The following is a 23,588-nucleotide window of genomic DNA, read 5'->3' as shown; positions in this document are numbered from 1 at the left end:
ACGGCAGCGATCCGCGGACGCAGGTAAGCGCCGCACCGAGACAAGGACTTGGACACACCGATGGCCGACGAGACCCCCACAGCCGACCCCACCCCCGGCGAGGACCCCGCCGCTCCCGTGCGTACGGAGGGCGCCGCCGCCCGGCTGGAGCCGGTGAGCCTCGAAACCGAGATGCAGCGCTCGTATCTCGACTACGCGATGAGCGTGATCGTCTCCCGTGCGCTCCCCGACATCCGCGACGGCCTGAAGCCGGTGCACCGCCGGGTGCTGTACGCGATGTACGACGGCGGGTACCGGCCCGAGAAGGGCTTCTACAAGTGCGCCCGCGTCGTCGGTGACGTGATGGGCACCTACCACCCGCACGGCGACTCCTCCATCTACGACGCCCTGGTGCGGCTGGCGCAGCACTGGTCGATGCGGATGCCGCTGGTCGACTCCAACGGCAACTTCGGTTCCCCGGGCAACGACCCGGCGGCCGCGATGCGGTACACCGAGTGCAAGATGGCGCCGCTGGCGATGGAGATGCTCCGGGACATCGACGAGGAGACCGTCGACTTCCAGGACAACTACGACGGGCGGAACCAGGAGCCCACCGTCCTCCCGGCCCGGTTCCCGAACCTGCTGATCAACGGTTCGGCGGGCATCGCGGTCGGGATGGCGACGAACATCCCGCCGCACAACCTCCGCGAGGTGGCGGCCGGTGCCCAGTGGTACCTCGACCATCCGGAGGCCAGCAGCGAGGAGTTGCTGGAGGCCCTGATGGAGCGGATCAAGGGCCCGGACTTCCCGACCGGCGCTTTGGTGGTGGGCCGCAAGGGCATCGAGGAGGCGTACCGCACCGGGCGCGGTTCGATCACCATGCGCTCGGTGGTCGAGGTCGAGGAGATCCAGGGCCGTCAGTGCCTGGTCGTCACCGAACTGCCGTACCAGGTGAACCCGGACAACCTCGCGCTGAAGATCGCCGACCTGGTGAAGGACGGCCGGATCGGCGGGATCGCCGACGTACGGGACGAGACCAGCTCGCGCACCGGTCAGCGGCTGGTGATCGTGCTGAAGCGGGACGCGGTCGCCAAGGTCGTCCTCAACAACCTCTACAAGCACACGGACCTCCAGACGAACTTCGGCGCCAACATGCTGGCGCTGGTGGAGGGCGTGCCGCGCACCCTCTCGCTGGACGCGTTCATCCGGCACTGGGTGAGCCACCAGATCGACGTGATCGTCCGCCGTACCCAGTTCCGGCTGCGGAAGGCCGAGGAGCGGGCGCACATCCTGCGCGGTCTGCTGAAGGCGCTGGACGCGATCGACGAGGTCATCGCGCTGATCCGGCGCAGCGAGACGGTGGAGGTCGCCCGCGGCGGCCTGATGGACCTGCTCCAGATCGACGAGATCCAGGCCAACGCGATCCTGGAGATGCAGCTGCGGCGGCTCGCGGCGCTGGAGCGGCAGAAGATCACCGCCGAGCACGACGAACTCCAGACGAAGATCGACGAGTACAACGCGATCCTGGCCTCGCCGGAGCGGCAGCGGCAGATCATCGGTTCCGAACTGAAGGCCCTGGTCGACAAGTTCGGCGAGGACCGGCGCAGCCAGCTGATCCCGTTCGAGGGCGACATGTCCATCGAGGACCTGATCGCCGAAGAGGACATCGTCGTCACCATCACCCGTGGCGGCTACGTCAAGCGCACCAAGACGGACGACTACCGGGCGCAGAAGCGGGGCGGGAAGGGGGTGCGCGGCACGAAGCTGCGGGAGGACGACATCGTCAACCACTTCTTCGTCTCGACCACCCACCACTGGCTGCTGTTCTTCACCAACAAGGGCCGCGTCTACCGCGCGAAGGCGTACGAACTCCCGGACGCCGGGCGGGACGCGCGCGGGCAGCACGTCGCCAACCTGCTCGCCTTCCAGCCGGACGAGGAGATCGCGCAGATCCTCGCCATCCGCGACTACGAGGCCGCGCCGTACCTGGTGCTGGCGACCAAGTCCGGGCTGGTGAAGAAGACGCCGCTGAAGGACTACGACTCCCCGCGCTCCGGGGGCGTCATCGCGATCAACCTGCGGGAGATGCCGGACGGCCGGGACGACGAGCTGATCGGCGCCGAGCTGGTCTCCGCCGCCGACGATCTGCTGCTGGTCAGCCGCAAGGCGCAGTCGATCCGGTTCACCGCGACCGACGAGGTGCTGCGGCCGATGGGCCGGGCCACCTCCGGGGTGAAGGGCATGAGCTTCCGCGAGGGCGACGAGCTGCTGTCAATGAACGTGGTGCGCGCTGGAACGTTCGTCTTCACCGCCACGGACGGCGGCTACGCGAAGCGCACCAACGTCGACGAGTACCGGGTGCAGGGCCGTGGCGGTCTCGGAATCAAGGCCGGGAAGATCGTCGAGGACCGGGGATCGCTGGTCGGCGCGCTGGTCGTCGAGGAGTCCGACGAGATCCTCGCCATCACCCTGAGTGGTGGCGTGATCCGCACACGGGTTGCTGAGGTGCGGGAAACCGGACGTGACACGATGGGTGTCCAACTGATCAACCTGGGCAAGAAAGACGCGGTCGTGGGGATCGCGCGGAACGCCGAGGCCGGTCGGGAGGCGGAGGAAGTGGAAGCGGCCGTCGAACCAGGCGAGGAGCCGCGGAACCCGTCGATGGACTAGGACGACGAGGAGATACGGCGTGAGTGGTGCGCAGCCCCAGCCGCAAGCTCAGCCGGCCGACGGTCAGTGGCAGGCCGGGCCGCAGCCCCCGGCCCAGCCAGGACCGCAGCCGCCCCAGGCGCAGCCGCACCACCCGCCGCAGGCGTACCCGGCCCCGCCGGGTGCGCCCCCCGGTGGCGGGCCGGGCGGCGCGGCCGGTTCCGGGACGCCGCCCCCCGGCGGGCCCTCCACCGGGGCCGTGCGCCGTCCGCGGACGGGGGCGAGCACCGCGCCCCGGACGCGGAAGGCGCGGCTGCGGGTGGCGAAGGTAGACCCGTGGTCGGTGATGAAGGTCGGTTTCCTGCTGTCCGTCGCGCTGGGGCTGTGCACGGTGGTGGCCGTCTCGGTGCTGTGGATGGTGATGGACGCCATGGGGGTGTTCTCCTCCGTCGGGGAGACCATCAGCCAGGCGACGGGCTCGGAGGGCGACAACGGCTTCGACCTCCAGCAGTACCTGTCCCTGTCCCGGGTGTTGCTGTTCACCTCCGTGATAGCGGCGATCGACGTGGTTCTGGCCACGGCCCTGGCCACGCTGGGGGCCTTCATCTACAACATGTCGGCCGGGTTCGTCGGTGGCGTCGAGGTGACGCTCGCGGAGGACGAGTGACCGCCCTGGGAGGCCGTCCCAGCTCCCGGTAAGCGATTTGGGAGACGGCCTGGAGTGCGCTAACCTTTCCGTGCAGCGCGGGGCTATAGCTCAGATGGTTAGAGCGCATCCCTGATAAGGATGAGGCCACTGGTTCAAGTCCAGTTAGCCCCACCGCCTGAAGGCCCCCGGTCCCCGTGACCGGGGGTTTCTCGTGTCTCCTGGGCGTTCGTGGGGGACGCTGCCCGGCCCGCTCCGGGCACCTTCGGGTCGGGCCGAACGCCGCGGCCGCACAACGGTTGGGTATCATCGCCAGCCAAGTGAGGTCCCTATGTGTACAGAAGGACGAGGTAGCGCGGTGAAGAAGCTTCTCCTGGTCGCACTGGCCGCCATCGGCGGGCTCCTCGTGTACCGCCAGATTCAGGCGGACCGCGCCGAGCAGGATCTGTGGACGGAGGCGACCGACTCCGTGCCCGCGGGTTCTTCGGGTGTGTGACCCAACAGCCCTCTGGGATCGGGGCCTCGGCCGACGGTGGCCGGGGCCCCGACGTATGTCCGGCGCTCGGTCCGTCCGGTGCCGCTGTGCGACGGTCCGGTCCGGCGCCCCTGTGTGACGCCGTCCGGCGCTCGCGTGCGACGCCCCGTGCGAGGCCCCCGGCTGCGGGCTGACGCCCAGGGCCGGGCTCTGGAGCCCCGGCCCCCGCGTCCGACCCCAGCCGCCCAGCCCCCAGCCCCCGGCCCCGCGCCCGCGCCCGGGTGCGGTTCGGGTGGTGGATGCCCGCGGTCTGACGGCTGTTGCCTTCCCGGAGGCGGGGCGGTGGGGCCGGGGTGTGTTACGTACCGTCGTGGGCCCGTTGCGTGACCGTGACGCCCAAGCCCTTGATCCTTGCTCATGCAAATACTAGCGTGCGTGAGCAAAGAGGCCGAGTGTGGCCTTGGGTGAAGGGGGGACCACAGCGATGCGCGGAACGCGTCGGACCAGAGTGACCACACTGACCAGCTCCGTCCTGCTGGCCCTGGTGGCCGGTCCGCTTCCGGCCGCCGGAGCGGCGGACGCCCGGAGCGCCGCCTCGGACGGGCAGCGCCCCGCGTCCGCGCGGCCCGTGGCGGCGGCCGCACTCGGCGAGGTTGCGGGCGGGAAGGACTCGATGGAGATGGTGCTGGACGCCTCCGGCTCCATGGCCAAGGGCGACGGCTCCGGCCGCACCCGCATCGAGACCGCCAGGAAGGCCGTCGGCACCGTGGTCGACAGCCTCCCCGACCGCTTCCCCACCGGACTCCGCGTCTACGGCGCCGACAAGACCGAGGGCTGCACTGACACCCGCCTCGTCACCCCCGTCCGCCCTCTCGACCGCGGCGGGATCAAGAAGGCCGTCGCCGGTGTCGAGCCCAGGGGTGACACCCCTATCGGCCTCGCCCTCCGCAAGGCCGCAGCCGACCTTCCCGGCACCGGCCGGGACGCCCTCGGCCGCCGCACGATCCTGCTGATCTCCGACGGGGAGGACAACTGCGGCGCCCCCGAACCCTGCGCCGTCGCCAAGGAGCTGGCCAAGGACGGCGTCGACCTCCGCATCGACGCCATCGGCTTCCAGGTCAACAGCAAGGCCAGGAAGCAGCTCCGCTGTGTCGCCGAGGCCGGGCACGGCAGGTACTACGACGCCCCCGACGCCGACGACCTCGCCCGCGAACTCGAACGCGCCGGACGACTCTCCGCCGACGGCTACCGCCTGCGCGGCAGCCGCGTCACCGGCGGAACCAGCGAGTCCGCCCCCACCCCGCTGACCGCCCCCGGCCAGTACCTCGACACCATCGGCCCGGACAGCAGCCGCTGGTACTCGGTCGAACTCGACGGCCGCTCCGCCGCCGACCTCGCCGCCACCGGCGTCCCCCACCCCGGCGCCCAGGTCGCCCTGCTCGACGGCCTCACCCTGACGCTGCGCACCGCCCGTGGACGCCTCTGCGACCGCGAGATCAGCCGGTTCCGGCAGTCCGAGGGCGCCGCCCCGCTCACCACCGGCGTCAGCCGCGTCCCCAGCGAGGAGGGCGGCGCCAGCTGCGACGAGGCCGGAACCTACGTCGTCGAGCTGACCCGCCGCACCGGCCGCCGCTCCGACCGCGCCCGCTGGCCCGTCGAACTGCGCCTCGAAACCGAGGCCCCGCTGAGGAAGGGCACCACCCCCGCCCGCGCCGAGACCGACTACGACGACCGGGGTCTGCGGCTGCCCACCGGAACCCCGAAGGACGTACGGGGCGGCACCGGCTTCAACGACGCCACCGCGCTGCGCGCCGGGGTCTGGCGCGACACCCTGCTGCCCGCCCAGACCCGCTGGTACCGGGTGCCCGTCGGCTGGGGACAGCGGCTCCGCTACGACGTGGAGTTCGCCAACGAGCCCACCAGCGACGGCAGGAACCCCCGCTCCACCGTGTGGACCAGCGCCTACGCCCCCGGCCGCATCCCGCTCGACAACGGCTCCCGGTTCCAGCGCGTCCGCCCCTACCGGGGCCAGCCCACCAGGGTGTCGATGGGCACCGTGCCCGTGGCCTGGAACAACCGGCACGAGCGGAGCACCACCTCGGTCGAGGCCGTCCGCCGGGACGGTGACTACTATCTCGCCGTGTCCCTCGGCGCGGACGCGGCGCGGATCGCCGAGCGGGCAGCGGTGCGGATCGTCCTCCGCGTCGCCGTCCCGGGTGAGGCGAAGAGCGGCCCCCAGCACGGTGCGCCGCCCGCCGCCACGGACGGTGAGGCGGGCAGCGACGGCGAGAACGGCGAGGCCGCCGGTGGCGGTGACTCAGGCCCGCCGGTCGCGGCGCTGGCCGGGGGCGGCGCGGCGGTGCTGCTCGCCGCCGGGGCCGGACTCTGGTACGCCCTGCGCCGCCGCTCGGGAACCACGGCAGGAACGCGATGAGGGGGGAACCCGTGAGCAGAACGCCCAGCGGAATCCGCGCATCCGGGCGCCCGGCCGCCGTCCGGGGAGCCGTCAGCCTCGTCGCCGCGCTCTGCGCGCTGGCGCTGGCGGCCCCCGCCGCCGCGGCCGCCGAACCCCGGCCCTACCGGGCGGCCGACGACGCGAAGGACGTCACGGGCGCCGCCAGCAGCGCCGACGCCCCGGAGCTCTCCCCCGGCAGCCACACGGACTCCGTCCGGCCGGGCGAGGAGAAGTTCTACGCCGTCACCCTCGACGACACCTCCACGGCGTACTTCGCGGCCACCGCGGCCCCCAAGCCCGGCTCCCCCGTGCGGAGTTACCGCGACGAGATCGAGGTGTCCCTGGAGACCACCGGCGGCGACTCCTGTGGCGACTCGGACGCGGAGATCCGCGGCGACCTGGCCTCCCCCCTCACCGCCTGGGCCGTCCGCACCATCGGCCGGGGCAGCGACGAGGACTGCCAGGCCGCGGGCCCGTACCTGCTGCGCGTCGAGCGGTCGAACGGGTCCGGCGGCGGCGCCTGGCCCCTGGAGATCTCGTACATGCGGGAGCCCGGTCTCAAGGGCGGCGGCTCGGAGTCCCCGTCCGACGGCCCGACCAGCACCCCCTCCCACCGGCCGAGCACCCCCACCGGGGAGCCGAAGGACGCCTCCGGCGGCGACGGCTTCGCCAGCGCGGGGGCGATCGGTGACGGTGTCTGGAAGGACAGGGTGCGCCCCGGCGAGACCCGCTTCTACAAGGTCCCCGTCGACTGGGGGCAGCGGCTCCTCGGCGGTCTGGAGTTGCCCAACCCGGAGGTTCGGGCCGACGACAGCCGGATGGACTACACCAGCAGCGCGTTCCACCTGGAACTGTTCAACACCGCCCGCGGTCCGGTCGTGCGGCGCAGCGCGCAGACGTACCGGGCGAAGTTCGACCGCACCGAGCTGACCAGCAAACCGGTGCGGTACGAGAGCCGCTTCGCCCAGGGCAGCACGAACATGCGCGTGGCGGGCTGGCAGTACCTCGTCGTCACCCTCAGCCCGGAGCTGGACAAGTACTTCCCCGAGGAGGTGCCGATCCTCCTCCGCGTCGCCGTCGACGGAGAGCCCGTCGAGGGGCCCGAGTACGACGGTGACGCCGCGGAGGCCGGATTCGGCGTCACCGACCGGGACCGGGAGATGGCCGCGAAGGGCCAGACCGAGGCCGACGCCTCCCGGAGCGACGGGCTGCGGCGCTTCGGCTACCTCGGCATCGGCGTCGGCTCGCTGCTGGTCGTGGGGCTCGGCGTGTGGACGGTGATCGCCCGGCGTCGCCCCGCGACCCCCGCCGGTCCCTTCCCCGTCCCGCACGGAGCCCCCGGCGGCTACCCGGCGCCCGGCTCGCCCTTCGGCCCGTCCGTTCCGGATCCGTCCGTCCCCGGTCAGGCGTCGCCGGGACGGACGAGCCAGGGGACGCCGCCCACCGGACCGGGGCCGCGAGCCAGCCAGCCGCCCTCCGGACCCCAGCCGCCCGCCTGACGCCCCGGTCGCGGCAGCCCCGGTCGCGGTAGTCCCGTGACCCCGTGTCTCCGTAGTACTTGTGTCTTTGTAGTACTCGTGTGCCACCGCGCCCCGGGACCCCACGACGGGGTGACCCGACCCGGGGCCGGTGGCGGGGGCGGTGACGTGGGCGCGGTGCTCAGGCGGCCGAGAGCGCCCAGACGCCACCCGCCAGACACAGGATCGCGACCAGCAGCACCGGAATCGCCAGCTTCAGCGGCGGGCCCCCGGACCTGCCGGAGCCGCCGGTCGGCGCACCGCCCGCCGGGCCGTAGCCGGCGGGCGCCCACCGCTGTTGCGGGAAGCCCTCCGGCCCGGTGCCGGGAGCCAGCCCCGGAGTGGTGTACGCCTGGGTCGGCGGTCCCGGCAGCGGCCCCGGAGCCCCCGGCGGTGGCGTGGACGGCGCGGGGGACGCGGACGGCGCGGGCACCGGTGTGTGCGGACCCCCGGGGGCTCCGGGCGCGCCAGGAGCGCTGGGGGTGTGCGGACCGCCGGGAGTGCCGGGAGGGTTGGGGGTGTCGGGGGTGCCTCGGGTGTCCGGCGGCATCGGCTCGGTGCGGCCCTGCCCGCTCGGCGGGGACAGCGGGTAACTGCCTGTCGGCGAGGCCACCGGAGCCTGGGTCGACGACCCTCCGCCCGGTCCGCCCGCGCCGTCGCGCGAGGGGCCCCCGGGCCCGAACCCCTCGGGCAACGGCCCCAGTTGGTCGAAGACCTCGATCATGTCGGCCGGTTCGGACGACCGCTCCGTCGGCAGCATGTCGACCGCCGCGGCCAGCGCCTTCCGGACGCCCGAGGCCGTCTGGAACCGGAGCTGCGGATCCGGCTGGAGCAGCTGTCCCAGCACCTGCCACAGGGGCTCCGGCACGCCCTCGGGCGCCTCCGGAACACCCCGCTCGTACTGGACGAACAGCTGCCGCGAGTCCGGCCTCGCCCCCGTCAGCAGGTACAGCGCCACCAGCCCCACCGCGTACAGGTCGGCGGGGAAGTCCGGCTCGGCGCCCATCATCTGCTCGGGCGCGAAGTAACCCGGCGTCCCCACAACGAAGTTGGTCTCCGTCAGCCGGGGCTCGCCCTTGCGCATCGAGATCCCGAAGTCGGAGAGCCGCAGGTGCGGCCGCCCCTTACCGGTCGCCGCCAGCAGGATGTTCGCCGGTTTGATGTCCCGGTGCACCACGTCCTCCGTGTGCACCGCGGTGAGCCCGGCCAGCAGCTGGTCGAGCAGCACACACACGTACCCCGGCGGCAACGCCCCGTAGTCACCGACGAGATGGACGAGCGAGCCGCCGCTCACCAACTCCATGGTGAACAGGACCTTCTCGTCGTCCGCCGCCCAACTCGCCGGGGCGAGCACGTGCGGATGGTCGATACGGAGCGCCTGTTCGCGCACGAAGCGCAACAGCGTGTGGGCGTCGCTCTGCTGGAGCACCTTCGCGGCCACGTAGCGCCGCCGCCGGTGGTCCCACGATCGCCAGACCGCCCCGGCGCCGCCCCGGCCGATCGGATCGATCAGTTCGTACCGGCCAGCGAAGATCTCGCCCATGCTGCCGCGCCGCTCCCTCGCTCCTCGTACGGGGCGGATCCGGCCCCGTGGCCCCGCCCCTCGCCGCCGACGGCGGCCCGAACCGGCCACCGTGCCCGGTTCCTCCAGCCGCCGTGTCCGGTTTCCTCGGCCGCCGTGTGCGGCTCCTTCAGCCGCCCACCGTGGCGTGCGCCGGGCCGTCCCGGCCGTTCCCGACGACCGTACGCCGGACGGCGCACACGGCGAAGCCGAACGCCCCACCGGGCGCCGCCCACGCCCGCCTCGCCCACACCCCGCGCGGACCGCCCGGGGCGCCCGCGGTCGGTTCCGGGCCGGTCGGCTGGTCGAACCGGACGGGACGGGCCGTGGGACGGTCGCGGACCGGGAACGGGTGGCCGCGGAACTGGCCGCGCGGTGACCGTGATTGGCGGTGACTGGCGGTGGTGGGCCGTGATCGGTTGCGGTCGGCCGTGGGCTGAACCGTCGTGGACCCCTGGTGGGTCAGTTCTGGTGCGCCTCGTAGTGCTTGACCGCGTCCGAGGTGCGCCCCGCCCCGTACACCCGGAGGAACTCCGCCAGTTCCGGGTGGCTCGGGGCGAGCGTACGCGCGGCCTCCAGGATGTCCGCCGCGTCCGAGACCGAGCGCAGCAGCGCCTGGATCTCCCGCACCACCCGCTTCACCGGCGTCTGCGAGGTACCCGAACTCGGCGTCTGCTGCGTGTTGTGCAGCACGCTGCCCCCGGCGGTGCGCCGGATGTCGTCCATCCGCTGGGTGGCGTCCCCCGCGCTGATGTCACCCCGGGACACCTCGGCCGCCAGCTCCTGGAGCGCCTGCACCCGCTGGACGACCGCCGGGTTGCCGATCTTCGCCCGCTGGCCGCTCATCAGCTGGGACAGCATCGGGGCGGACAGCCCGAGCACAGTGGCGAGCCGCGCCTGATTGAGCCCGAGATCGTCGATCAGACGCCGGAAGAGGGTGCCCAGCGGCTCCCCGTACCACTGGCTCTGAAGCTCTCGCGCTTTCGCGGTGGCTTCCTGCTGCGCTGCGTCCATGTGCGTCTCCCCGGGACTCCCCTGCGTCACTTCGCTGACGCGAACTCTCGCTGCATCCTACGGAGCCAGCCCTACCTGGGGCGATACCCGGTCTGAATTCCGACGCCCCACCCGGTACTCTAGTGCGCGCGGGGCCTTAGCTCAGTTGGTAGAGCGCTGTCTTTGCATGGCAGATGTCAGGGGTTCGACTCCCCTAGGCTCCACCCCATAAGAGGCCGTCTGACCTGCGGAAACGTAGGTCAGACGGCCTCTTCGCGCGGAGCGTGCCGACACCGTGTCAGCACCGCCCACCCGCGTCGCGCGCCCCTTCGCATCGATCAGGCAACGACTGGACCGGTCCGCCCCACCTTCCGAGGTCACGGCCCCGTCCGCCGCCCGGTGGGGCCCACCCCGGACGTTCCGGAGCGGCGGACGTTCCGGAGCCGGAAGTTCGGGACCGGCGGCCGCGCACACGTCACCCCCTCGTACCGCCAGCCCGCGTACCCGGGGGACCGGGTGACGGGCGGTGGCCGGTGGACGGTGTGGGGCGGCGGCCGCCGCCCGGCCCGCTGGCCCTCCTCGCCGAGCTAGTCGTCCCCGCCCTCGCCCTCGTTCCCCTCTTCGCCCCCGTCCCCGTTCCCGTCCCGGTGGTGGACCGTGCGGAGGACGAGTTCCGGACGGCCGACAGGGTTTCCGACAGCTTTCGGAGTATTCCGGCGGAATTTCCAGCGGCAGCGTGACCGGAATACGGTACGCCTCGTGATCCGGGTGGTGCCGGGCATCGTGCGCGTCAATGCGGAAGGGGGCGAGAATTCCGAACAGGCGAACTCACGGGTTCTCGAAGGGTTTCCACGGGTTTTCCGTACGGGAATTCGCGGGCCGCGCCGAGGTGATTCCGGTGGGCGGCGGGCCGGGGGCGGATTCCGGGCAGAGAGGACGCCGCCGGACCGAGCGGTGGAATCGGGAACGGTGTCCGGGAGGGTGTAGCCGGGAGGATATCCGGGATTCTCGGTGCTTTCGCAGGTCAGGACGGCCCGAGGTGCTGTGGGGCGAGCGCGGTGGTTACGGAGCACGCCCGCTCGGCGATCCACGCCGCCGTAGATGACGGCTTCGGGTGTGATCGGCCCGTCAGTTTGGGGCGTTGGCAATGTCGCGGCCATGAATCCAGCGAACTGGGCACCGTGACACGGGCGCTGTGATAGACGCGTGTTATAGACAAACACGCCCAGCTGTCAACGTGGCGTGCTCATCTCCCGGGCGGCAGGCCGACGGCCGCGGCGACCTGCCGCCAGTGCGTGGCGGCGAGCGCGTCGACCTCGGGCCGCGTGGGGCGGGCGAGCGCGGTGACGAGCAGCGAGCGGAGGGAACCGAAGATGGCCGCGCTGGCGAGTTCGGGGTCGACGCAGGAGGGGAGGTCGCCGTCGTGCTGGCCGCGGCGGATGTTGTCAGCGCCAAGGGCGATGATGCGGCCTATGAGTTCGGTTTCGGCGGCGGCGACCCGCGGTTCGCGGCCCAGTGGTCCGTAGACGACGCTGGCGAAGGGGGTGTTGTAGTGGAAGGAAATACCACGGCGTACGCGTTCGCGTTCCCGGTCGGGCCAGGGGCCGATCTCGGTGAGGTCGGGAGTGACCACCTCCGCCGACAACCGGTCGTAGAAGTCGGCGACCACCGTCGAGATGAGTCCGGATCTGCTGTCGAAGTACCGGTGGATGAGGCTCGGCGGTACGTGTGCGCGCACCGCGATGTCCTGGAGATCCGCGCGTCCGCCTCCGGCGATCAGGGCTTCTCGGGTTGCCCCGATGATCCGGTCGCGGGTGGCGCGGCCCTTCGCGGTCCTCGGCTCGGCAGGCATATTGACACGATATCGAATGTGACGCAGCATCAATTGTGAATCGAAATCAATTTTAAGTAGGGGGCGTCTATGTCGATTGATCAAGACCGAATAAGTGAGGGCGGCGGGCTGCCGGTCAACAGCATCGATGATCTGCGTACGGATCTCGCTGGCCGCCATCGCGCGACCACGAGTTCGGGGCATGGCGTCGACCCCGCTGTCGCCGACGCCGACCTGGCCGTGCTGATGCGCGACGGCTACGTCATCCTGGAACGGATCATCAGCGAGGAGCAGTGCGAGGAGGTCCGCGCGGGCGTCGAGCCGCTGCTGGGCCGCACCGGGCGCAACGTCTTCGAGGGCCACCGGACGCAGCGGGTCTACAGCCTGATGGACAAGACGCGGGTGGCCGACGGGCTGGTGGACCACCCGCGGGTCCTGGCGTTACTCGACCGCATCCTCGACCCCAACTACCTGTTGTCCCAGCTCCAGGTCATCAACCTCCTCCCCGGCGAGAGCACCCAGTTCCCGCACCGTGACGACGGCATGTACCCCCTGGCGCAGCCCCGGCCGGTGCTCAGCGCGGCCACGATCTGGGCCATCGACGAGTTCACCGAGCCCAACGGCGCCACGGTCGTGTACCCCGACAGCCACCACTGGCCCGAGGACCGCACCCCGGGCCCGGACGACACCGTGACGCAGGCCGTGATGCCGCCCGGCTCGTGCGTCTTCTTCCTCGGCAACCTGTGGCACGGCGGCGGCCCCAACCAGACGGACGCCTCGCGCCTCGCCCTCACCACCCAGTACTGCCAGCCCTGGCTGCGGCCGCAGGAGACGTTCACCCTCTCCACCAGCTTCGACACCGCCCGCGGCGTCAGCGAGGACATCCGGCGGATGCTCGGCTACAGCATCCACCCGCCGTTCATCGGCATGGTCAACGGTATGCACCCCAAGCGGGTGCTGGAGAACAGCTGACGTGCGCACCGCCACCAACTGACGTGCGCACCGGCAGCCGACTGACGGGCCCAGCGGCCGTCTTGGACAGTTGACGCGGTCGTTCCGCGCGCGTGGCCATGGCCTGACCGCTCTCCCGCCCGCCGACGACGTGTGGGGCGGGTGGGAGAGCGGCCGCCCGGTGAGGACCGAGGGTCTGAGCGGGGCGGCCGGAGGCCCGAGTCCCGTGCCGGAGGCCCGGGCCCGGTGCCGGAGGGGCCGAGTCCGGTGAGGGACCGGCGAGGGAGGGGCCGCGGGGAGGCCGAGCGGACCGTGCGGGGAGCGAGGTGGTGAACCGGTTGCCCGGGGGGTCTGTCAGGCTGAACTCATGGAGTGTTCAAGCGTGGTTGAGGCGCTGTGGAGCCGGATTCAGGAACGCGACTGGGCTGGCGTCGAGCGCCTCGTCGCGGATGACGCGGTCATCGAGTGGCCGGTCAGCGGTGAACGCATTGTGGGAGCAAAGAACTTTGTGGCCGTGAACAGCGAATACCCGGAGGGCTGGTCGATCCGCATACTCCGGATCCTCGGCACCTGCGGAGAGGTCGTCTCGGAGGTCGAGGTGCTGCACGAGACGCTGGGGCAGTTCCATGTCGCCTCGTTCTGGACGGTCCACCGGGGCGAGGTCGTGCGGGCCCGGGAGTACTACACCAGCCCCGGGAGCGACCCCCGCCCGGAGTGGCGGTCCCGCTACGTGGAGCCGATGGACGCGAGTCAGTCCTTCGAGAGCCTCGGCACGCTCTGACCCCGTGGCCACGGTCCGCGACGGGTGCGGCGCGGCGCCAACGGCCGCCGGGGGCTCGCCCCGTCCCCGGCTCAGCCCTTCCGCCGTCCTTCCCCTCGGCGGTGCCCGCCCGGGGTTCTCGCGTGGAACGAGGGCGAGGGACCCGGTCCAGGGGGCCTGGGTCAGGGGGCCCGACTCACCGCGATCCGCTCACAGCACGCGGTCCCGGAGGACGGGGAACGACTCCCGCACGCTGGCGACCAGACCGAGGTCGAGTTCGGCGGTGACGACCTCCTCGTCGTTGCCCGCCGCCTCGGCGAGGGTCTCCCCCCAGGGATCGACGATGACGCTGCGTCCGGCCTGCGGAACTCCCGCGTGCTCGCCCGCCGTTCCGCAGGCCAGGACGTACGTCTGGTTCTCCACGGCGCGGGCCCGGGCAAGCAGTGACCAGTGGGCGGCTCGCCTGTCCGGCCAACCCGCCGGAACCACCAGGACGGTGGCGCCCGCGTCGGTCAGCCGCCGGAAAAGCTCCGGGAACCGAAGGTCGTAACAGGTGGCGAGACCGAGTTCGGTTTGCGGATGGGACACCGTGACGGGCTCGGAGCCGGCGGACAGCAGTGTCGCCTCACCCCGGTCGAAACCGAAGCGGTGGATCTTCCGGTAGGTGCGGGCGAGTTGACCGTCCGGCGAGAACACCAGCGAGGTGTTGAACAGCTCGACCCCGGAGCCCGGAGCGGGTCCGCCGGAGTCCGAACCCGGCTCCCCGGTGCCCGCTTCCGCTCCTCCGGTGGGCCCGGGCGCGGAGCGGCCGGATACCGTGTCGGGGTGGTGCACGGCTTCCACCACTGACCCCGCGTGCAGCCAGACCCCCGCGTCCCGCGCGGCCCGCGCCATGATCTCCTGCGTCGGGCCGGGTGACGCGGCGTCATGCCGCCCGGGACGGACGACGGCCTCGGCCTCGGTGGCGAAGGTGTCGAACGCGAACGCCCCGACGGGCCAGAGCTCCGGGAGGATGACGAGATCGGCCTCGGCCTGAGAACGTACGAGGGATGCCGCGCGCTCACGGCGCGAAGTGACCGATTCGTCGGGATCGACCCGCAGTTGGATGAGGGAAGCGCGCACCGTACCACCGTCCTTGCGTCTGGGGGAGTCGCTTGGCTCTAGCATCGGTAGCCGAAAGCACTGCCGTGGTGCCCGAGCGCAGCGTAACTTGAGAGCACCCAGACCGCGAACGCCACGATCCGTACCGCCGAGGGGCACCGTGACCGACCACCCGAGTCTGCAATCCCATGTCGATGCCTGGACGCAGAGCATCGAAGCCATATCCGAGCTGGTGACGTCGCTGACCGAGGGCGAGTGGAACCGGGCCACCGCGTGCCCGGGGTGGTCGGTTCGGGACGTCGTCTCACACATCATCGGTATCGAGTGCGAGCTGCTGGGCGATCCTCGCCCGATCCACACGTTGCCTCGCGATCTCTACCACATCAAGGACGAGACCAGCCGCCACATGGAGGTGCAGGTCGACGTGCGGCGGCACCACACGGGCGCGGAGATGACGAGCGAGCTGGAGTACACGATCATCCGGCGCTCGCGGCAGTTGCGGAACGACAAGCGGGAGCCGGACAGCGTCGTTCCGCACGTGCTGCCCGGCGCGGAGGACATCACCCTGGACGAGCTGCTTCAGGTGCGGGTCTTCGACGTGTGGGTGCACGAGCAGGACATTCGCCGGGCCCTGGGGGTGCCGGGCAACCTCGACTCCGCGGGCGCGCAGGTCACCCGCGACTTCCTGACGCGGATGCTGCCGTACGTCGTCGCCAAGCGGGCCGGTGGGGCGCCGAAGTCGTCGGTGGTCTTCGACATCGGCGGCGGCGAGGGCGAGTTGGAGTTCATGCGTACGGTCCGCGTGGACGAGAACGGCCGGGGCACCGTGGACGGCAGCCCCTCGCTGGGCCCGACGGTCTCGCTCTCCATGGGCTGGGAGACCTACCTGCGGCTGGCGTGCGGGCGGGTGCGCCCGGACGCGGTGGCCGACGCGGTGAAGGTCGAGGGGGACCGGGACTTCGCGCAGGCGATCCTGAACCAGCTGGCCACGATCCCCTGACCGGTCCGGGCCACGCGCGCTGACGCGCTCCCCGGCCGGGACACGGCCTCGGCTGTACCGGATTCCGGGGAAGCGGCGCGCCCGGGTGGCCCCGACGGTCGGTGGCGCGCCGCGTAGCGGTCACGCGGTGGGTGCTCTCGCGATGGCGGGGTGGACGGTGCACGGCACCGGCCACCCCGCCGTTCGCGTGCGGGGCCCGGTCGTACGGGACGGGAGACGCCTTCGTCCGAGATGAAGCTCCGACGCCCCCCAACTCCCCTGCGGACGAATGAGGTTCCACTACTGACGGCCCATCGACCGTGCTGCTCCGGGCGGTTGCTGTCCGGGAGCCCAACGTGCCGCTCTAGTCAGGGGTGTTGGGCGTGCGGCGACTGACGGACCTCTCTGCGGGGTGAGTTGACGGACAGCGCGACAACCACCCTGCCGCCACTGGTGGTTGGCCAAGTCCCGCTCTCGCTACCGTGGCGCGCGGCATGGTGGCTCTCGGTCGTCATAGCGGACGGTAGCCGGGCCGTCCGACAGCGCCGTTCGGTACCGCGAGTCCGAAGAGAACGGCGTACCAAAGGAGTTGGGGAGTGGGGTCGGGGCGGTACGGGCTGCGGTGGGGTTTCGGCGGGGATGTCAGGCGGGGACGTGGACGGCTTCCACCCGGCTGGCCACGACGCGTTCGCGTTCGCGGCGCTGTGCCCTGGAGCGGAGGCGGAGTATCTGTGACAGGCCCGCGCCCTGGAGGACGAAGAGGCTGGCGAACGCGATCCGGTAGCTGTCGGTGAGGTCGAGGAGGACGCCGATCGCGAGCAGGGTCGTCATCGAGGCGGTGAATCCGCCCATGTTGACGATGCCCGAGGCGGTGCCCTGCCGTTCGGGCGGGTTGGCGGGGCGGGCGAAGTCGAAGCCCACCATCGACGCGGGACCGCAGGCGCCGAGCACCACGCAGAGCGTCAACAGCAGTGCGGTGGGGGCCTGTCCGGGCCAGCAGAGCACCACGGCCCAGGCCACCGCGGTCAGGCTGACGGTGCCCAGCACGATGGGGGCGCGCGCCCGGTGGTGGCGGGCGATGATCTGGCCGAAGACCAGGCCGATCGCCATGTTCGCGAGCACCACCAGGGTGAGCATCTCCCCGGCGCGTTCCCGGGTCTGGCCCTGCGCCTCCACCAGGAAGGGCATGCCCCACAGGATGAGGAAGACCATGCCCGGGAACTGCGTGGTGAAGTGCACCCACATTCCGAGCCGGGTGCCCGGCTCCCGCCAGGCGTCGCCTATCTGCCGCCGGACGTACCCCCGGCCGGTGACCGGCGCGGGGGGCGGCGCGCACTCGCGGGGGTGGTCGCGGAGGAAGCAGAGCACCAGCGCGAGGATCAGCACCCCGGCGAGGGCGCTGCCCGCGAAGGTCGGCGTCCAGCCGAAGCCGTGCAGCAGCCGGGCGAGCAGCAGCGTGGTGACGAGGTTGCCCGCCATGCCGATCAGCGCGGCGATCTGCGCTATCAACGGGCCGCGCCGGGCCGGGAACCAGCGGGTGCCGAGGCGGAGGACGCTGATGAACGTCATGGCGTCTCCCATGCCGAGCAGCGCCCGGCAGGTGAGCGCCGCCGCGTACGACTCGGAGAACGCGAAGCCGAACTGGCCGACGGTGTACAGCAGGATGCCGAGGGTCAGCACCTTCTTGGTGCCCCAGCGGTCCACCAGCAGACCGACCGGGATCTGCATCCCGGCGTACACCAGCAGCTGGAGGATGGAGAAGGTGGACAGCGCCGAGGCGTTGATCTCGAAGCGGTCCGCGGCGTCCAGCCCGGCGACGCCGAGGCTGGTGCGGTAGGTGACGGCGATGAAGTAGACGGCGACGCCCAGACCCCAGACGGCTACCGCGCGCGGGCCGCCCGGAGGGTCGCCGGGCAGCCGGAGACCGTAACCGCTGCCGCCCTCGGCGCCGTTCGCGCCGGAGCCCCCGGGTGCGCCGGGCTTCTCCGGGGCTCCGGGGGCCCCGTCGGCGGGGGTGCGGCCCGCGGAGCCCCGGCCGCCGGACGGGTGCGCGTCCGAACCGCCGGACGGACGCGGCGTACCGCCGGGGTCGCGCTCGCCGGGGGCGCCGGGGCGCTCGCCCCGGAGGGGTCCGCTGGAGCCGCCGAGGGGGGCCGCGCCCTCGCCGGGCGCCCCGGCGGGCGCGCTCATCGGCTATCGCCGTGCGCTGCGGCACCTTCCAGGGAGGTGGACGGCGCCGCGGACGAACTCGCCGCCCCGCGCCCCGGGTTCGCCTCCGGTACGGGGGCGCCCTCGCCGTCCGGGGTGGGGCGGTCGGCCCGCCCCGGGGCGCTTCCCGGGGGCGCCGACGGTGATGGGGCGCCGGGGGTCGCGGGGGTGTCCGGCGGCCGCGGGAGGATGAGTTCCTCCGCGAGGACGGCCTCCATCGCGCTGGCTCCGGGAACCGAGCCGCCGACCTCAGGGGTGTCGCTGCCGTGTACCAGCAGGCGCACCCGGCTCACGTGCTGGTGGACGGCGGCGACGGCGGCCTCGGTGTCCCCCTCGCGCAGGGCCCGCAGGATTCCGGCGTGTTCGGTGATGTTCCGGGCGATGCGGTCCGGGTGGGCGTGCATCACCGCGACGCCCATGCGCAGTTGGCGGTCGCGGAGCTGGTCGTAGAGGCGGCAGAGGATGGCGTTTCCGGTGCTCCGCACGATCTCGGCGTGGAAGCAGCGGTCGCTGCGCGCCACCCCGGCGAGGTCTCCGGCCGCCGCGCGGCTGCGCTGCTCCTCCAGCAGCTCCTCCAGCCGGTCCGCGACCTCGGAGCGCAGCGGCACCGCCCGGCGGACCGAGTGCGCCTCGACGAGGAGGCGGGTCTCCACCACGTCGGCCATCTCCTGGGCGGAGACGGGGAGCACGAGGGCGCCCTTCTTCGGGTAGAGCCGGAGCAGCCCCTCGACCTCGAGGCGGAGCAGCGCCTCGCGGACGGGGGTGCGGGAGACGCCGACGGCGCCCGCCAGCTCCCCTTCGGTGAGCAGCATCCCGCCTTCGTAACGCCGTTCCAGCACGGCCTGTTTGACGTGCGCGTAGACGCGTTCGGCGGCGGGTGGGCGCTTGGCCGAGGCGGGAGCGGTAGGCATGTGCACATCTTAGATACAACAGGGATGCGTGTGAGGTCCCTGTCCGGCATACGGACACCCGCCGTCCCGCGCTGGGTTCGGCCCCCGGGTTCGGCCGCCGGGTTCGGCGGTTCGGTCCGGCGGTCCGGTTCGGCCCCCGGGACGTCGCCGGCCACCGCCCGGACGGACCGGGGCGGTGGCCGGAGGTGGCGCGGGGCGGCCGCGTCAGGCGTGGATCACGTCCACGTCATCAGCCGCTTGGGGCGCTCCAGTACGGCGGCCGTGTCCGCCAGCACCCGCGAGCCCAGTTCGCCGTCGACCAGGCGGTGGTCGAAGGAGAGCGCGAGGGTGGTGACGTGGCGCGGCTTGACCTTGCCCTTGTGGACCCAGGGCTGCTGCCGGATCTGGCCGAAGGCCAGGATCGCGGACTCGCCGGGGTTCAGGATGGGCGTGCCGGTGTCGACGCCGAAGACGCCGACGTTCGTGATCGTCACCGTGCCGCCCTGCATGGCGGCGGGGCTCGTCCGGCCCTCCTTGGCGGTGCTCACCAACTCGCTCAGCTCGGAGGAGAGTTCGGGCAGGGTGAGCCGCTGGGCGTCCTTGATGTTCGGGACGATCAGCCCACGGGGAGTGGCCGCCGCGATACCGAGGTTGACGTACTCCTTGCGGACGATCTCCTGGTTCTCCTCGTCCCAGGCGGCGTTGACCTCGGGGTGGCGCCGGATCGCGGTGAGGAACGCCTTCGCCACCAGCAGCAGCGAGTTGACGCGGAGCCCGGCCATGTCCGGGTCCTTCCTGAGGTCCTCGACCAGCCGGACGGTACGGGTGACGTCGACCGTCACGAACTCGGTGACGTGCGGGGCGGTGAAGGCGCTGTTGACCATGGCCTGCGCGGTGGCCTTGCGTACCCCCTTGATGGGGACGCGGACCTCCCGCGCGCCCGGCTCCCCGGTCGGCTCCGCCGGTGCGGAGGCCGCCGGTGCCGCCGTGGCGGCGGGTGCGGCCGCCGGAGCCGCCGCCGGTTCGGGCGTGCTGGCGGGCCCGGCGGCGGCGTGCACGTCCTCGCGGGTGATGACGCCGTCGGGGCCGGTGGGGGTGACGCGGGTCAGGTCGACGCCGAGGTCCTTCGCCAGCTTCCGCACCGGGGGCTTGGCCAGCGGGCGTTCCGTGCCGCCGGGAGCGGCCGGGGCGGTGGCGCCGCCGTAGCCGTTGACCGTGGCACCGGCGGGCTCGGGGACGCTCGGGGTCTGCGCGGGGAGGCCGCCCTCGGCGGGTGTGTCGCCCCGCGGCTTGCGGGGCCTGCGCTTGGTGGAGCCGCGGGCCACGCCGTAGCCGACGAGGACCGGCTGGCGGGCGCCGGACTCCTCGGTGTCCTCGTCCGTCTCCGCGCTGGACTCCGCAGCGGGTTCCGGGGTGGCGGCCGGTTCGGCGGCAGCCGCGCCGCCGGTCGCCGGGCCCGCGCCGGGATCGGTGTCCACGGAGATGATGGAGGTGCCGACGTCGACGGTCGTGCCCTCCCCGAAGCGCAGTTCGTGCACCGTGCCGTTGAAGGGGATGGGCAGCTCGACGGCGGCCTTGGCGGTCTCCACCTCGCAGACGACCTGCCCGTCGGCGACGGTGTCACCGGGCTGGACGTACCACGTGAGGATCTCGGCCTCGGTGAGGCCCTCCCCCACATCGGGCATCTTGAACTCGCGGAAGCGGGTACCGCTGTCAGTCATCGTCACGACTCTCCCGGTCCTCAGTACGCCAGCGCGCGGTCGACGGCATCGAGCACCCGGTCCAGACCCGGAAGGTACTCGTCCTCCAGCCGAGCCGGAGGATACGGGGAGTGGAAGCCGCCCACCCGCAGTACCGGCGCTTCCAGGTGGTAGAAGCAGCGCTCGGTGATCCGGGCCGCGATCTCGGAGCCCGATCCGAGGAAGACCGGCGCCTCGTGCACGACGACCAGCCTGCCCGTCTTCTCGACCGACCGCTGGAGGGTGTCGAAGTCGATCGGGGAGATGGAGCGGAGGTCGACGACCTCCAGCGCGTTGCCCTCCTCGGCGGCGGCGTCCGCCGCCTCCTGACAGACCTTCACCATCGGGCCGTAGGCGGCGAGGGTGAGCGCGGTGCCCTCCCGCACGACCTGGGCGGTGTGCGGGGAGCCGGGGATGGCGTTCGGGTCGAAGGCGGTCTTCTCCCAGTAGCGCCGCTTCGGCTCGAAGAAGATCACCGGGTCGTCGCACTCGATGGCCTGCCGGAGCATCCAGTAGGCGTCCGCCGAGTTCGAGGGGGAGACGCACTTCAACCCCGCGACGTGCGCGAACAGCGCCTCGGGCGACTCGCTGTGGTGCTCGACCGCGCCGATGCCGCCGCCGTAGGGGATGCGGATCACGACGGGCAGCCGGACGGTGCCCAGCGAGCGGGCGTGCGTCTTGGCGAGCTGGGTGACGATCTGGTCGTACGCCGGGAAGACGAACCCGTCGAACTGGATCTCCACGACGGGGCGGTAGCCGCGCAGCGCGAGGCCGATCGCGGTGCCGACGATGCCGGACTCGGCTAGCGGGGTGTCGATGACCCGGTCCTCGCCGAAGTCCTTCTGGAGTCCGTCGGTGACGCGGAAGACGCCGCCGAGCTTGCCGACGTCCTCGCCCATCACGAGGACCTTCGGGTCGTTCTCCATCGCGTTCCGCAGCGACTCGTTGATCGCCTTGGCGAGCGGCAGCTTCCGGGGCGCCGTGGAGCCGCTGGACGGAACGGCGGCGGCCGGGGCGGAGGTTGTGGTTCCGGTCATCTCAGCGGGCCTCCTCGTGAGCACCGTCGGCGAAGGACGCGAGGTAGTCGGCGAACTGCGCCCGCTCCTCGTCCACGAGCGCGTGCCCGTCGGCGTAGACGTTCTCGAAAATCGCCATGGTGTCGGGGTCTGGCATGGTGCGGATGACCTCGCGCACGTGCCGTCCCTCGGCCTCGCTCTCCTCGTCGATCGCGGCGAAGAAGGCGTCGTCGGCCTGCCCGGAGGCCTCCAGGTAGCGGCGCAGCCGCAGGATCGGGTCCTTGGCCTCCCACTCCTCGCGCTCCTCGTCGCGCCGGTAGCGGGTGGGGTCGTCGGAGGTGGTGTGGGCGCCCATGCGGTAGGTGAACGCCTCGACGAGCATCGGGCCCTCGCCCGCGCGCGCCCGGCGCACCGCCTCCCGGGTGACGGCGAGGCAGGCGAGCACGTCGTTGCCGTCGACGCGGACGCCGGGGAAGCCGAAGCCCTCGGCGCGCCGGTAGAGCGGCACCCGGGACTGGCGCTCGGTGGGCTCGGAGATGGCCCACTGGTTGTTCTGGCAGAAGAACACGACGGGCGCGTTGTAGACGGAGGCGAAGGTGAACGCCTCGGCCACGTCGCCCTGGCTGGAGGCACCGTCGCCGAAGTAGGCGACGACGGCGGAGTCCGCGCCGTCCTTCGCGACGCCCATGGCGTACCCGGTGGCGTGCAGCACCTGGGAGCCGATGACGATCGTGTACAGGTGGAAGTTGTTGGTGGACGGGTCCCAGCCGCCGTTGTTCACCCCGCGGAACATGCCCAGCAGCAGCGTGGGGTCGACGTCCCGGCACCAGGCCACGCCGTGCTCGCGGTAGGTGGGGAAGACGTAGTCGTCGTGGCGGAGCGCCCGGCCGGAGCCGATCTGCGCGGCCTCCTGGCCCAGCAGCGAGGCCCACAGGCCGAGTTCGCCCTGCCGCTGGAGGGCGGTGGCCTCGGCGTCGAAGCGACGGGTGAGGACCATGTCGCGGTACAGACCGCGCAGTTCCTCGGCGCTCGGGTCGACGGAGTAGTCGGGGTGCGTGACGCGCTCGCCCTCGGGCGTGAGCAGCTGGACCAGCTCCGGCTCGGCGCCGGTGCCGCGCGCCGCCCTGGCCGTGGCGCTGGCCTTCGCGGACCGGCTCGTGGCGCTGGCCCTGGCGCCGCCGCCGCTCTTCGCGGACTTCGCGGTCTTGGCTGCCTTATCGGTCTTCGCCGGCTTCGTGGCCTTGGAGGTCTTCGCGGCGGTCTTCGCGGGCGCCTTCGTGGCGCTCCGGCCGCCGTTCCGGTTCGCGCCATCCCCGGTGCGGCTCGTCGCCGGGGCGGCGGACGGTGCCCCGGCCGCGTCCCGCGCGCTGTCCCCGGCGCCCGACTGGGCCGCCGATGCCGCGGCGCGCTCTCCTCCGGCGCCGCTACGGCGCGTGCTGCCACGCGCGGCAGTGCTCTCCACGGTCACGTGTGCTCCTCCGTCTGTCCGGCCCCGGGGTCGCCGGTGGCCTGGTGCTCCCCCACCCGCTGGCGGGGGGAGGCTCGCCCAGTCCCGCTCGCCGCACGGGGTGGGTGCGTCGCGGACGGGAACCGAGCGGTGACTGCTGTCCCGGTCGTGGCCCGCCACAGTCGTGTGCCAATAACCCCATAGACGCATGAGGCCCCACTGACCTGCAACTTTGCTCGGATTTCCAACTAAGGCCCCGGCCGTCCCGAACGTCCGGTGGACGTCGGGACATCACTGGTCACGGCCTCGCGAACCACGGACACCCGCACGTTAACCCGCGCCAGTGGAGCGCGGGAAGAGCGAAGCCGGTTCAGTATGTGAGACCGGGACC

General features: G+C 72.3%; 16 protein-coding genes, 2 tRNA genes and 1 pseudogene. 10 read left to right on the top strand and 9 right to left on the bottom strand.

Features of this window, described 5'->3' with window-relative positions:
* Positions 1-60: 60 nt before the first annotated feature.
* From gyrA to E0L36_RS18515, 6 genes are all read left to right on the top strand, one after another.
* On the top strand, positions 61-2,649 hold the full coding sequence (gyrA, locus tag E0L36_RS18540) for a DNA gyrase subunit A (protein ID WP_180930249.1): 2,589 nt from the start codon (positions 61-63) through the stop codon (positions 2,647-2,649).
* 19 nt (positions 2,650-2,668) lie between these two features.
* Positions 2,669-3,295 (top strand): DUF3566 domain-containing protein, encoded by a 627-nt coding sequence (locus tag E0L36_RS18535; RefSeq protein ID WP_180930248.1) that lies wholly within the window; start codon positions 2,669-2,671, stop codon positions 3,293-3,295.
* A 79-nt stretch (positions 3,296-3,374) separates the two neighbouring features.
* A tRNA-Ile gene (locus tag E0L36_RS18530) sits at positions 3,375-3,448 on the top strand.
* A gap of 184 nt (positions 3,449-3,632) precedes the next feature.
* Positions 3,633-3,770 (top strand): DLW-39 family protein, encoded by a 138-nt coding sequence (locus tag E0L36_RS18525; RefSeq protein ID WP_180930914.1) that lies wholly within the window; start codon positions 3,633-3,635, stop codon positions 3,768-3,770.
* A gap of 487 nt (positions 3,771-4,257) precedes the next feature.
* Positions 4,258-6,183 carry a VWA domain-containing protein gene (locus tag E0L36_RS18520; RefSeq protein ID WP_308416829.1) on the top strand — a complete coding sequence of 642 codons (1,926 nt, stop codon included), beginning with the start codon at positions 4,258-4,260 and terminating at the stop codon, positions 6,181-6,183.
* A gap of 11 nt (positions 6,184-6,194) precedes the next feature.
* Positions 6,195-7,703, top strand: a complete 1,509-nt coding sequence (locus tag E0L36_RS18515) for a hypothetical protein (RefSeq protein WP_180930246.1) — start codon at positions 6,195-6,197, stop codon at positions 7,701-7,703.
* Positions 7,704-7,863: 160 nt separating this feature from the next.
* On the opposite strand, the gene E0L36_RS18510 is transcribed toward E0L36_RS18515, so the two are convergent.
* On the bottom strand, positions 7,864-9,264 hold the full coding sequence (locus E0L36_RS18510; protein WP_180930245.1) for a serine/threonine-protein kinase: 1,401 nt from the start codon (positions 9,262-9,264) through the stop codon (positions 7,864-7,866).
* A gap of 480 nt (positions 9,265-9,744) precedes the next feature.
* On the bottom strand, positions 9,745-10,296 hold the full coding sequence (locus E0L36_RS18505) for a DNA-binding protein (RefSeq protein ID WP_180930244.1): 552 nt from the start codon (positions 10,294-10,296) through the stop codon (positions 9,745-9,747).
* A 130-nt stretch (positions 10,297-10,426) separates the two neighbouring features.
* Between E0L36_RS18505 and E0L36_RS18500 the strand changes: the two genes are divergently transcribed.
* Positions 10,427-10,499, top strand: a tRNA-Ala gene (locus E0L36_RS18500).
* A 1,022-nt stretch (positions 10,500-11,521) separates the two neighbouring features.
* Here E0L36_RS18500 and E0L36_RS18495 read toward each other — a convergent pair.
* Entirely contained in the window at positions 11,522-12,127 is a 606-nt protein-coding gene (locus E0L36_RS18495; protein WP_180930243.1) for a TetR/AcrR family transcriptional regulator, read from the bottom strand.
* A gap of 69 nt (positions 12,128-12,196) precedes the next feature.
* On the opposite strand from E0L36_RS18495, the gene E0L36_RS18490 reads away from it, so the two are divergent.
* Complete coding sequence (locus E0L36_RS18490; RefSeq protein ID WP_180930242.1) at positions 12,197-13,078, top strand: phytanoyl-CoA dioxygenase family protein; 882 nt, start codon at positions 12,197-12,199, stop codon at positions 13,076-13,078.
* Between the two features lie 346 nt (positions 13,079-13,424).
* Positions 13,425-13,838 carry a nuclear transport factor 2 family protein gene (locus E0L36_RS18485; RefSeq protein ID WP_180930241.1) on the top strand — a complete coding sequence of 138 codons (414 nt, stop codon included), beginning with the start codon at positions 13,425-13,427 and terminating at the stop codon, positions 13,836-13,838.
* 189 nt (positions 13,839-14,027) lie between these two features.
* On the opposite strand, the gene E0L36_RS18480 is transcribed toward E0L36_RS18485, so the two are convergent.
* Positions 14,028-14,939: a carbon-nitrogen family hydrolase gene (locus E0L36_RS18480; RefSeq protein WP_180930240.1), complete on the bottom strand. Its 912-nt coding sequence runs from the start codon at positions 14,937-14,939 to the stop codon at positions 14,028-14,030.
* Between the two features lie 139 nt (positions 14,940-15,078).
* Between E0L36_RS18480 and E0L36_RS18475 the strand changes: the two genes are divergently transcribed.
* A complete protein-coding gene (locus E0L36_RS18475) occupies positions 15,079-15,918 on the top strand; it encodes a maleylpyruvate isomerase family mycothiol-dependent enzyme (protein WP_180930239.1) in 840 nt (279 codons plus the stop codon).
* 621 nt (positions 15,919-16,539) lie between these two features.
* On the opposite strand, the gene E0L36_RS18470 is transcribed toward E0L36_RS18475, so the two are convergent.
* The 5 genes and pseudogenes from E0L36_RS18470 to pdhA form a co-directional block, all read right to left on the bottom strand.
* A complete protein-coding gene (locus E0L36_RS18470; RefSeq protein WP_258016327.1) occupies positions 16,540-18,087 on the bottom strand; it encodes an MFS transporter in 1,548 nt (515 codons plus the stop codon).
* Between the two features lie 281 nt (positions 18,088-18,368).
* Positions 18,369-19,016: pseudogene (locus E0L36_RS18465) on the bottom strand (GntR family transcriptional regulator); the annotation flags it as partial.
* 215 nt (positions 19,017-19,231) lie between these two features.
* Positions 19,232-20,716, bottom strand: coding sequence for a dihydrolipoamide acetyltransferase family protein (locus tag E0L36_RS18460; protein WP_180930237.1), 1,485 nt, complete (start codon positions 20,714-20,716; stop codon positions 19,232-19,234).
* A 20-nt stretch (positions 20,717-20,736) separates the two neighbouring features.
* Positions 20,737-21,771, bottom strand: a complete 1,035-nt coding sequence (locus tag E0L36_RS18455; RefSeq protein ID WP_180930236.1) for an alpha-ketoacid dehydrogenase subunit beta — start codon at positions 21,769-21,771, stop codon at positions 20,737-20,739.
* Between the two features lies 1 nt (position 21,772).
* Complete coding sequence (gene pdhA, locus E0L36_RS18450; protein WP_180930235.1) at positions 21,773-23,218, bottom strand: pyruvate dehydrogenase (acetyl-transferring) E1 component subunit alpha; 1,446 nt, start codon at positions 23,216-23,218, stop codon at positions 21,773-21,775.
* Between the last annotated feature and the right edge of the window lie 370 nt (positions 23,219-23,588).

This window comes from Streptomyces sp. AJS327, from assembly GCF_013450295.1.
Classification (GTDB): domain Bacteria; phylum Actinomycetota; class Actinomycetes; order Streptomycetales; family Streptomycetaceae; genus Streptomyces.
The sequence above is the reverse complement of the archived record's forward strand: the minus strand, read 5'-3'. Positions and strand labels throughout refer to the sequence as shown.

What these genes read in the sequence shown, in the direction of transcription:
- gyrA (WP_180930249.1), top strand. Translation starts at nt 61, where the DNA reads ATGGCCGACGAGACCCCCACAGCCGACCCCACCCCCGGCGAGGACCCC.
- E0L36_RS18510 (WP_180930245.1), bottom strand. Translation starts at nt 9,264, where the DNA reads ATGGGCGAGATCTTCGCTGGCCGGTACGAACTGATCGATCCGATCGGC.
- E0L36_RS18505 (WP_180930244.1), bottom strand. Translation starts at nt 10,296, where the DNA reads ATGGACGCAGCGCAGCAGGAAGCCACCGCGAAAGCGCGAGAGCTTCAG.
- E0L36_RS18495 (WP_180930243.1), bottom strand. Translation starts at nt 12,127, where the DNA reads ATGCCTGCCGAGCCGAGGACCGCGAAGGGCCGCGCCACCCGCGACCGG.
- E0L36_RS18490 (WP_180930242.1), top strand. Translation starts at nt 12,197, where the DNA reads ATGTCGATTGATCAAGACCGAATAAGTGAGGGCGGCGGGCTGCCGGTC.
- E0L36_RS18485 (WP_180930241.1), top strand. Translation starts at nt 13,425, where the DNA reads ATGGAGTGTTCAAGCGTGGTTGAGGCGCTGTGGAGCCGGATTCAGGAA.
- E0L36_RS18470 (WP_258016327.1), bottom strand. Translation starts at nt 18,087, where the DNA reads ATGAGCGCGCCCGCCGGGGCGCCCGGCGAGGGCGCGGCCCCCCTCGGC.
- E0L36_RS18460 (WP_180930237.1), bottom strand. Translation starts at nt 20,716, where the DNA reads ATGACTGACAGCGGTACCCGCTTCCGCGAGTTCAAGATGCCCGATGTG.
- E0L36_RS18455 (WP_180930236.1), bottom strand. Translation starts at nt 21,771, where the DNA reads ATGACCGGAACCACAACCTCCGCCCCGGCCGCCGCCGTTCCGTCCAGC.